At 41.1% G+C, this 10,000-nt stretch carries 10 protein-coding genes; 6 read left to right on the forward strand and 4 right to left on the reverse strand.

Annotated features, from left to right (window positions below):
- Window positions 1–30: 30 nt before the first annotated feature.
- The gene (seqA, locus tag FCV43_RS02995) at window positions 31–567 is read right to left on the reverse strand and encodes a replication initiation negative regulator SeqA (protein WP_017053254.1); all 537 of its coding nucleotides are present in this window, start codon (window positions 565–567) and stop codon (window positions 31–33) included.
- Between the two features lie 92 nt (window positions 568–659).
- Between seqA and FCV43_RS03000 the strand changes: the two genes are divergently transcribed.
- The 3 genes from FCV43_RS03000 (at window position 660) to fldA (ending at window position 2,345) form a co-directional block, all read left to right on the forward strand.
- Window positions 660–1,421: an alpha/beta fold hydrolase gene (locus FCV43_RS03000; protein ID WP_136993973.1), complete on the forward strand. Its 762-nt coding sequence runs from the start codon at window positions 660–662 to the stop codon at window positions 1,419–1,421.
- A gap of 116 nt (window positions 1,422–1,537) precedes the next feature.
- The gene (locus tag FCV43_RS03005) at window positions 1,538–1,759 is read left to right on the forward strand and encodes a DUF2788 domain-containing protein (protein ID WP_017053256.1); all 222 of its coding nucleotides are present in this window, start codon (window positions 1,538–1,540) and stop codon (window positions 1,757–1,759) included.
- 52 nt (window positions 1,760–1,811) lie between these two features.
- Window positions 1,812–2,345: a flavodoxin FldA gene (gene fldA, locus FCV43_RS03010; RefSeq protein ID WP_029203441.1), complete on the forward strand. Its 534-nt coding sequence runs from the start codon at window positions 1,812–1,814 to the stop codon at window positions 2,343–2,345.
- 49 nt (window positions 2,346–2,394) lie between these two features.
- Here fldA and FCV43_RS03015 read toward each other — a convergent pair whose 3' ends face one another.
- Window positions 2,395–2,892: a DUF4442 domain-containing protein gene (locus FCV43_RS03015; RefSeq protein WP_017053258.1), complete on the reverse strand. Its 498-nt coding sequence runs from the start codon at window positions 2,890–2,892 to the stop codon at window positions 2,395–2,397.
- A gap of 194 nt (window positions 2,893–3,086) precedes the next feature.
- On the opposite strand from FCV43_RS03015, the gene fcrX reads away from it, so the two are divergent.
- Window positions 3,087–3,533 carry a ferric iron uptake transcriptional regulator FcrX gene (fcrX, locus tag FCV43_RS03020; RefSeq protein ID WP_017053259.1) on the forward strand — a complete coding sequence of 149 codons (447 nt, stop codon included), beginning with the start codon at window positions 3,087–3,089 and terminating at the stop codon, window positions 3,531–3,533.
- A gap of 163 nt (window positions 3,534–3,696) precedes the next feature.
- On the opposite strand, the gene glnS is transcribed toward fcrX, so the two are convergent.
- Together glnS and nagE are read right to left on the reverse strand one after the other, a co-directional pair.
- On the reverse strand, window positions 3,697–5,364 hold the full coding sequence (glnS, locus tag FCV43_RS03025) for a glutamine--tRNA ligase (RefSeq protein WP_017053260.1): 1,668 nt from the start codon (window positions 5,362–5,364) through the stop codon (window positions 3,697–3,699).
- Window positions 5,365–5,563: 199 nt separating this feature from the next.
- A complete protein-coding gene (gene nagE, locus FCV43_RS03030; RefSeq protein ID WP_017053261.1) occupies window positions 5,564–7,120 on the reverse strand; it encodes an N-acetylglucosamine-specific PTS transporter subunit IIBC in 1,557 nt (518 codons plus the stop codon).
- A gap of 487 nt (window positions 7,121–7,607) precedes the next feature.
- Between nagE and nagA the strand changes: the two genes are divergently transcribed.
- Together nagA and nagC are read left to right on the forward strand one after the other, a co-directional pair.
- Window positions 7,608–8,744: an N-acetylglucosamine-6-phosphate deacetylase gene (gene nagA / locus FCV43_RS03035; protein WP_113795837.1), complete on the forward strand. Its 1,137-nt coding sequence runs from the start codon at window positions 7,608–7,610 to the stop codon at window positions 8,742–8,744.
- A gap of 2 nt (window positions 8,745–8,746) precedes the next feature.
- Entirely contained in the window at window positions 8,747–9,961 is a 1,215-nt protein-coding gene (nagC, locus tag FCV43_RS03040) for a DNA-binding transcriptional regulator NagC (RefSeq protein ID WP_017053263.1), read from the forward strand.
- Window positions 9,962–10,000 lie beyond the last annotated feature (39 nt).

A 10,000-nucleotide genomic window follows, 5' to 3' on the forward strand; every position in this document is an offset into this window, starting at 1 on the left:
CGTGACATTATGAGGTTTAAATCAGACTTTTTAAATTGAAGCTGATACTTTTTCGATTAAGTCAGCCTGATAATTCATCCTGCTCATCAGCTGTTCTACCATCTGCCTTTTACGGCTAGTGTTATTATTGGTAATAACCCAGAAAGGCGAATTAGGGATTGCCTTTGGCTTGGTCGTATTACCATTTGCCAGTAATGTTGCTTCGTTGTCTGCAAAATAGACTCGTTTACGCCCTTTCACCTGAGTCGCTTCTGAAAAGCTCTCTGGGTTAATCGTGTGCAGAGTCGACAGTACTAACATAAATCGATCAATTGCCTTTTTCAGTGAGGCAAATTCATCTGAAATAAGTAAAGAGCGCATCTCTTTAACGCTGTCGATGTGGTTCACTTTACCCGCATCCTTACTTACAACAATACCCTGTGGCTTATCAGCTACGGGCTGTGGTTTCACAGCTTGCCCATCAACATTCAATAAACGGCGTAAAATATCCGACGCACTTTCACCGATATGTTGGGTTTGGCCAGCAATAAAACGGTATAGATCCTCATCAACCTCAATTGTTTTCATTCGCTTTTCACAATCTCAATGTTTAAACTCTGATGGATTATAGCGAGATCTTTACCGATACTCTACGTTAAACCCATCATGAATAAGATAAAATGTCAGCACTTCTTAACTACAAACTCGAAGGCCAAGGTCAAACGGTCGTTTTGATCCACGGATTATTTGGAAATTTGGACAACTTAGGCCTGCTTTCACGAGACCTTAAGGAAGATCATCAAGTACTTAGCATTGATCTTCGTAATCACGGCCTCTCTTTTCACTCCGATGTTCACAATTACCAGGTAATGGCTGAAGATATTATCTCGCTGCTTGATCACTTAGATCTCGCGTCGGTAATCTTAATCGGACACTCGATGGGGGGGAAAGTCGCAATGAAAGTCACTGATCTCGCGCCACACCTTGTGATGAAACAGATCATTTTGGACATGGCTCCTGTCGCCTATCATCAACGTAAACACGACAATGTCTTCGCTGGTCTGACTGCCGTATCAGCCGCGAATCTCTCGTCACGATCTGAAGTGATTACAACATTGGCTGAACATATTGAAATCGATGGTGTCAGGCAGTTTTTGTCTAAGTCCATCATAAAAGTCGAAAACACAATGCGTTGGCGCTTTAATGTAGATTCGATCATGAACAACTACTTATCGATTTTAGATTGGGAACCAATAACTAAGTCAATGACACCGACCCTATTCGTTAAAGGGGGAGACTCTGACTATTTGACCGCCGATCACCAGGCCGATGTTCAATCACAGTTTTCGAATGCGAAGGCTCATGTCATTGCGAATACAGGGCATTGGTTACATGCTGAAAAACCAGTTGAAGTACTAAGAGCAATCCGCAAATTCTTATAATTCTGCAGCGATTAATAAATACAAATTAATGAGAAGCAGACGGTGACACCATGATTAACTTTGTGTCACAACAGTGGTATAGTGCGCGCAAGTAAAATTGGCATAAAAGGACACTCATGCTTTACGACTACATGAATCAATTGGAATCTTTTGGATTGGATCTATTGTTTGCTGGTATCTTTTTCTTAATAGGTATGGCGATCAAAGATGTCTTGAAACAAGGTAATGTTCCAGTTTTCGGGCGTCGAATTGTATGGATGGTTCTATTTCTTGGTTGTGCTGGGTTTGTTGCGAAAGGGCTCATTCAGCTTAGCTGGGAAGGAACTGGATTAGGCTAATCCTTCACGTAACTTTGTGTTAAAACAGACAAATATTAAAGGTAACGATTCTATGGCAAGTGTAGGTCTCTTCTTTGGTAGCGATACAGGTAATACCGAAGCTATTGCAAAGACGATCCAAAAGCAACTGAGCAAAAAGCTCGTTCACGTTCAAGACATTGCAAAAAGCAGCAAAGAAGATATTGATAACTTTGATCTGCTATTGCTTGGCATTCCAACGTGGTACTACGGTGAAGCACAATGTGATTGGGACGATTTCTTCCCAGAACTAGAAGCGATTGATTTCTCAACTAAGCTTGTTGCTATTTTCGGCTGTGGTGATCAAGAAGATTACGCTGAGTACTTCTGTGACGCGATGGGCACTATCCGCGATATCGTTGAAGCTAAAGGCGGTACTATCATTGGTTACACACCAACTGAAGGCTACGAATTTGAAGCATCAAAAGCACTAGTTGATGGCGATGAAAATAGCTTCGTTGGTCTATGTATTGATGAAGATCGTCAACCAGAACTCACGGATGAGCGTGTTTCTAAATGGGTTCAACAGATCCATGAAGAGATGTGCCTAGCTGAATTAGAAGACTAATCTAACCCAGCAACCCAAAATTTAAGAGCCTCCGCCACTGGAGGCTTTTTTATTGTTCTAATAACTCTTCTTCTCTAAATTGCGGCTTCTTACGCACATAAAGTTTTCTTTGTACTTCCGCGACAACATTCCCTTTCTTATCCTTAATATGGATAATAAATTCAGGAAAACACTTATCCCCATCAACCGTTGAGCGGTAAATATCATCTAATTGATTTTGTGAGATCTCAAAGTCGGCATAAAGGTCTGATTGCCCAGGCTTCATAAAGTTAATGCTTGCCTCTTTATCCCATACATAATATCGCTCGCCTAAAATACCCATCAACATCAAAGAGTAAACAGGATCTGTTAATGAGAAAATGCTGCCTCCATATTGGGTTCTATTGGCATTTTTGTTCCACCAGCGTAACTTTAACTTCATGTTCACGGTTCTAAAATCGCCACTGATTCGCTCAATGTGAATACCCGCTCCCCAAAATGGAGGCCATATATTCAGTGCAAATTTAACCACCCCTGGTTTATATATCTTTGCTAAATTCTTATTCATAACTTCCTGTCCGAACGTTCCCTATGTTATCAAATTGTAACTGGTCAGATGTCCACTATAAGTGACAATTCACAACTTTACAAAAGTAAACTAGTAACCCTTTGAAGTTCGTGGTTTATTGTTATCTCTGAGTAACCTATAATACTTGTAATAATGACTTCTGTTAATTGCTGCAAATCACCACAGGAAAGTATATGTCGGACAATAACCAAGCGCTAAAGGATGCTGGGCTTAAAGTTACCCTTCCAAGGCTCAAAATTTTAGAAGTATTACAGCAACCAGAATGCCAACATATCAGTGCTGAAGAACTCTATAAAAAGCTGATAGACCTAGGTGAAGAAATTGGTCTTGCTACTGTTTATCGCGTTCTTAACCAGTTTGATGATGCAGGAATTGTGACTCGTCATCACTTTGAAGGTGGTAAATCGGTTTTTGAACTTTCAACACAACACCATCATGACCATCTTGTGTGTCTTGACTGTGGTGAAGTTATCGAATTTTCGGACGATATCATTGAACAACGCCAAAGTGAGATTGCTGAGAAATACAACGTTCGCCTAACAAACCATAGCTTATATCTATACGGCAAATGTGGTGATGGGACATGTAAAGATAACCCAGATGCGCATAAAGCGAAGTAGATTCATATAAACATCTAAATACCAGTAACTTAGCTGGTATTTTTTTACTTACAGCACAAGCGTAATCAATCTTTTAGATTCAAATAGGTTGAACAGAAACTAAAAAGCCAGTGACTCACATCACTGGCTTTTTTATTTAACCCGTTATCTCACTATACAGAGATTAACCGTCAATTTTCGCCCACGTATCACGCAAACCAACAGTTCGGTTAAAGACTAGAGCATCTGCAGTTGAATCTTTTGAATCAACACAGAAGTAGCCTGTACGCTCAAACTGAATACCCGATTCAGCTTTAGCCGTTGCAAGACTTGGCTCGACAAAACCTTGCAGTACGACTAATGATTCAGGGTTTAACGTATCTGAGAAGTTTTCCGCTGCTGCTGGGTTAGGTACCGTAAACAAGCGATCGTACAAGCGAATTTCAGCAGGTAGGCCTTTGTCAGCCGATACCCAGTGAATAACACCTTTTACTTTACGGCCGTCTGCTGGGTTCTTACCCAGAGTTTCATTATCGTATGAACAGAAAATCGTAGTGATATTACCTGCATCATCTTTCTCAATACGCTCAGCTTTAATCACATAAGCGCCACGTAGACGAACTTCTTTACCAAGCACTAAACGCTTGTATTTCTTGTTCGCTTCTTCGCGGAAGTCATCACGCTCAATCCAAATCTCACGCGTGAATGGTACCTCACGAGAGCCCATTTCAGGCTTGTTTGGATGATTTGAAACGTTCAGAACTTCGACACTATCCGCATTAAAGTCTTCGATAACCACTTTAATAGGATCAAGAACAGCCATGGCGCGAGGTGCGTTTTCATTCAGATCATCACGAATGCAAGATTCTAATGAACCAAATTCAATCATGTTCTCTTGCTTCGTTACACCGATACGTTTACAGAATTCACGAATAGACGCCGATGTAAAGCCACGACGGCGCAAGCCCGAAATCGTAGGCATGCGTGGGTCATCCCAGCCATTGACTAGATTCTCTGTAACCAGTTGGCTCAGTTTACGTTTAGACATCACCGTGTATTCTAAATTTAGGCGACTAAATTCATACTGACGTGGTTGGCAATCAATCGTAATGTTCTCTAATACCCAATCGTACAAACGACGGTTATCTTGGAATTCAAGAGTACAGATAGAGTGAGTGATCCCTTCTAACGCATCAGAAATGCAGTGAGTAAAATCGTACATTGGGTAAATGCACCATTTATCACCGGTTTGATGGTGATGCGCAAAACGTACACGATAAATAACTGGATCACGCATAACCATAAATGGCGATGCCATATCAATTTTTGCGCGTAAGCACACCTTACCTTCTTCAAAGCCACCATCGCGCATTTTTTCAAATAACGCTAAGTTTTCTTCAGGTGAGCGTTCACGGTACGGGCTGTGTTTACCTGGCTCAGTTAGCGTGCCACGATATTCACGGATCTGCTCTGGACTTAGCTCGTCAACATACGCTAAGCCTTTATTAATCAATTCAACTGCATAAGCGTATAACTGATCGAAATAGTTTGATGAATAACAGATATCACCAGCCCACTCGAAGCCTAACCAACTTACGTCATTTTTAATAGACTCAACGTATTCAACGTCTTCTTTTTCAGGGTTAGTATCATCAAAACGCAGATTACACTGCCCCTGGTAGTCCTGAGCAATACCAAAATTTAAACAGATAGATTTCGCGTGACCAATATGCAAGTAGCCGTTTGGTTCTGGCGGAAAACGAGTATGAACACTCGAGTGTTTACCATCAGCTAAATCTTTATCAATGATTTGGCGAATAAAATTCGATGGACGAGCCTCAGCTTCACTCATCTATAGCACCTCTATGGTTTAGTATTGTCAGAATATATAGCCGTCAATCATCCACAATTATAAGCTTAGACACAACTACTACCGTGCGTTTAATCTTAAATAAAACTGACATCGAACAATAAGTAAGTGATTCATTCTTTGAAAAACAAAAAATGCCTCCCAAAGGAGGCATTAAAGTCAATTTTTAGCTCTGTGATAACTAAGGCAGTTTAACATCAGATAGGTCTTCACCAGCACCAATCGCTTTCATTTCGCCAGCGACGATTTCAGCTAGTGGGCCAAGAATCACTTGAAGGTTGTTTTCACCTAGTTTAACCACACCTTTCGCACCAAGCTTTTTAAGTACTGCTTCATCAGCGATAGAACGATCTTTTAGTGTAAGACGTAGGCGAGTAATACAAGCATCAATTGATGTTAGGTTTTCGTGACCACCTAAAGCTTTCAAGTATTGACGTGCAATATCACCTTTAGGAGCATCACCAGAAGGCGCGGCTGCTTCATCATCATCTTCACGACCTGGCGACTTCAAATTGAATGCGCGGATTGCGAAGCTGAAAGTAAAGAAGTATAGAGCACCAAATGCTAGACCAATAAATAGTAGTGTTACTGGTTTAGTTGCAAGACCCCAGTTCAAGACAAAGTCAATCAGACCTGCAGAGAAACCGAAGCCATGTAGTGTTCCGAACATGTTCGCAACCACTAGAGACAGACCAGTAAATACAGCGTGCATTGCGTATAGAGCAGGAGCTAGGAATACGAACATAAACTCTAGAGGTTCTGTAATACCCGTTAGGAATGAACAGAATGCAACAGAGAACAGAGCACCACCAACTTGGCTGCGTTTTTCAGCTGGAGCCGCTAGGTACATTGCAAGAGCAGCACCTGGTAGACCAAACATCATTACAGGGAAGAAACCGTTCATGAATACGCCAGCGCCTTTATCACCACCGAAGTAACGGTGTAGGTCGCCAGATTTCAGAGTTTCAGTCACTTCTTTTACTACTGTAGTAATTTCAGGAGTAACAGAGTTAGCGAATGTGAATGTGTGTTCTTGACCAACAACGAGTGTTTTAGCAATCGCAGGGTCAACACAAAGTTGTGTAATACCAGCAAATGCGCCTTGACCTGCAACTACGATCTCTTGACATGTGCCCATACCGAACCAGAAGTAAGAGTTCAATACATGGTGCAAGCCAACAGGAATCAATGCACGGTTAAGAGTACCATAAACAAATTGACCAACAGCGCCAGACGTTGATACCGCGTGAGCTAGTGCATCAAGACCAGATTGAACGCCAGGCCATACCACACCAGAAACCGCACCAGCAACTAGAGCAAACAAACCTGCCATGATTGGAACAAGACGTTTACCAGAGAAGAATGCTAACCATTCAGGTAGGCGAGTCGCGTGGAAAGCGTTATAAGAGTGACCAGCAATGATACCTGCGAAGATACCACCAAAGAATGACATGTTAACACTTGCATCAATTGTTGTAGCAGTAGCGGTCAACACAAAGTAAGCCACAGCACCCGCAAGACCTGCAGCACCGTTACCATCTTTAGAAAGACCAATAGCAATACCTAAACCGAAAAGTAGAGGTAGCTGGCTAAAGATTGCATTACCAGCAGAAGCCATAAATGCAATATCAAGTAAATCTGGTTGACCTAGTCTTAAAAGAAGCGCCGCAATTGGAAGCGTTGCAATTGGCAGCATTAATGCTTTACCGAGCTTCTGTGCATATCCAAGAATATTCACTGTTAGTTCCCCCTATAGGAATTTAGAATTTGTCAGAGAAACTTTTTTCAGCTCCTCAATTTAGTCCTTTTCAGTTTAGGCTATTAATTTTGCTCCGCAAATTAAAAGCTCTTCATTTGTGATCATAATCACCAGATCTGGTCAAAAATCGAGGTTTTTGCTAGCGAGATCATAAAACTTATTTTACAATTAAAAAAAATGAGCAATTAGCGATATTGTTTAAGGATTAGAGATTCATATTCATAAGAAAAATATGACGTAATATTCAAATCAGTGAATGCAATCTTTATGACAACGTCCAGATAAAAACAAATTAAATTATTATTTTTCATAAACTTAGCAACATAACACTTTCAAAATATCATTTTATGAAAGATAATCCGTTATCTAATTGATGTTCGCAAACTAAGTATCAGATAAAGAGGTATACTTAGTTTTAGCTGCTAGATAACTCACCACACTCCCAAGAAATAAGGATTAGCTAACCATGTATGCGCTAAGTAATTGTAAAATATATACGGGTCGTGACATTTTAATCGATAAAGCTTTAATCATTGAAAACGCAATGATTAAAGCAATCTGCCCGATATCAGAGTTACCTACAACCATTAAAAATGTAGACCTCAACGGCGCAAACCTTAGCCCTGGTTTCATTGATCTTCAGCTTAATGGCTGTGGTGGTGTCATGTTGAATGACGAAATTAGTGCAGACACGATGCAGATTATGCATAAAGCAAATCTAAAATCAGGCTGTACCAGCTTTTTACCCACGCTAATTACCTCGTCAGACGAAGACATGAAAGCGGTTATTAACGCCGCTCGCGAATACCATAATACCTATCAAAATCAATCTCTTGGGTTGCACCTAGAGGGTCCTTATCTAAATGTAATGAAAAAAGGCATCCATAGTGTAGAACACATTCGTCAATCTGATAGTGAAATGATTGATCTGATCTGTGCAAACAACGATTTGATTGCCAAAGTTACGCTTGCGCCTGAGTTGAATGATCCTGAACATATTGAGCGTTTGCACAATGCAGGAATTGTCGTGTCGATCGGCCATACCAATGCAACTTATACTGAAGCAAGAAAAGGCTTTGAAGCAGGTATCACATTCGCCACTCATTTATTTAATGCCATGACTCCAATGGTTGGACGCGAACCTGGCGTTGTTGGCGCAATCTATGATACTCCAGATGTGTACGCGGGCGTTATCGCTGATGGCTTCCACGTTGACTATGCCAATATTCGTATCGCGCATAAAATTAAGGGTGAAAAGCTTGTATTAGTGACCGATGCCACAGCTCCAGCAGGCGCTAACATGGATTACTTTATTTTTGTCGGTAAGAAAGTATATTACCGTGATGGTAAGTGTGTTGATGAAAACGGCACACTAGGCGGCTCAGCATTGACTATGATCGAAGCTGTACAAAATACAGTTGAGCACGCTGGTATCGCATTGGACGAAGCTCTAAGAATGGCGACGCTTTACCCTGCCCAAGCAATTGGTGTAGATAATAAGCTAGGCCGAATCAAAAAAGGTATGGTTGCTAACCTTGCTATTTTTGATAATGACTTCAAAGTTCAAGCGACTGTAGTTAACGGACAATACGAGCAAAATTAAACATGAATGGCGGACAAATAGGTAACGTAGATTTAGTTAAACAACTAAACAGTGCAGCGGTATATCGTTTGATTGACCAACAAGGGCCAATCTCTCGAATCCAAGTCGCAGATGTAAGTCAACTTGCACCTGCTAGTGTTACAAAAATTACCCGCCAACTTCTTGAGCGTGGCTTAATTAAAGAAGTCGCGCAGCAAGCTTCTACTGGTGGCCGAAGAGCGATATCTCTGACAACAGAAGTAGAACCTTTTCATTCAATTGCAGTGCGTTTGGGTCGTGACTACATTCAATTCAGTTTGTACAACCTTGGTGGTGTCGAACTTGCTTTCGATCAACAAGAGTTAGTATATCGAGATCAGTCTGAATTAATGAAAGGTCTTTTGGTTCACCTTGATGCTTTCATCAAACAACATCAATCAAGTATCGATCAACTTATTGCAATAGGCGTAACACTTCCTGGCCTTGTAAACCCGACAACGGGCGTTGTGGAATACATGCCAAATACGGATATCGATAATTTAGCACTTGGAAAAATGCTCACCGAAGCGTTTAAAGTTGAGTGTTTTGTTGGTAATGACGTTCGTGGTATGGCATTAGCAGAACACTACTTTGGCGCAAGCCAAGATAGCCAAGACTCCATTCTTGTCAGTGTCCACCGCGGAACCGGTGCTGGTATCATCGTTAACGGCCAAGTCTTTTTAGGTTTTAATCGTAACGTTGGTGAAATTGGTCATATACAGATCGATCCCCTTGGTGAGCAGTGTCAGTGCGGTAACTTTGGCTGCTTAGAGACCGTAGCGGCTAACCCTGCCATTATTGATCGAGTCAAAAAATTAATTGCTCAAGGGTATGAATCATCATTAGCTTCTCTTTCTGTTATCACTATTGATGATGTATGCAGCCATGCTATTGCGGGTGATGAACTTGCAAAACAGAGCTTGGTTCGAGTTGGAAATCAACTTGGCAAAGCAATTGCGATGACAATCAACTTGTTCAATCCACAAAAAGTGATTATTGCGGGTGATATTACTAAAGCTCAAGACATCTTATTCCCTGCGATACGACGAAATGTAGAGAACCAATCTCTAACAACATTCCACAGTGGATTACCTATCGTCGCGTCTGAAATCGATAAACAACCCACTAAAGGAGCATTTGCTATGATCAAACGAGCAATGCTAAATGGGGTTCTGTTACAAAAATTACTCGAAGATTAAGTGAATATCCTTTAGTAATGCCTCGGGCCGTGTTTGAAT

Origin of the sequence: Vibrio genomosp. F6, assembly GCF_005146325.1 — a bacterium.
In the GTDB taxonomy this organism is placed as follows: domain Bacteria; phylum Pseudomonadota; class Gammaproteobacteria; order Enterobacterales; family Vibrionaceae; genus Vibrio; species Vibrio cortegadensis.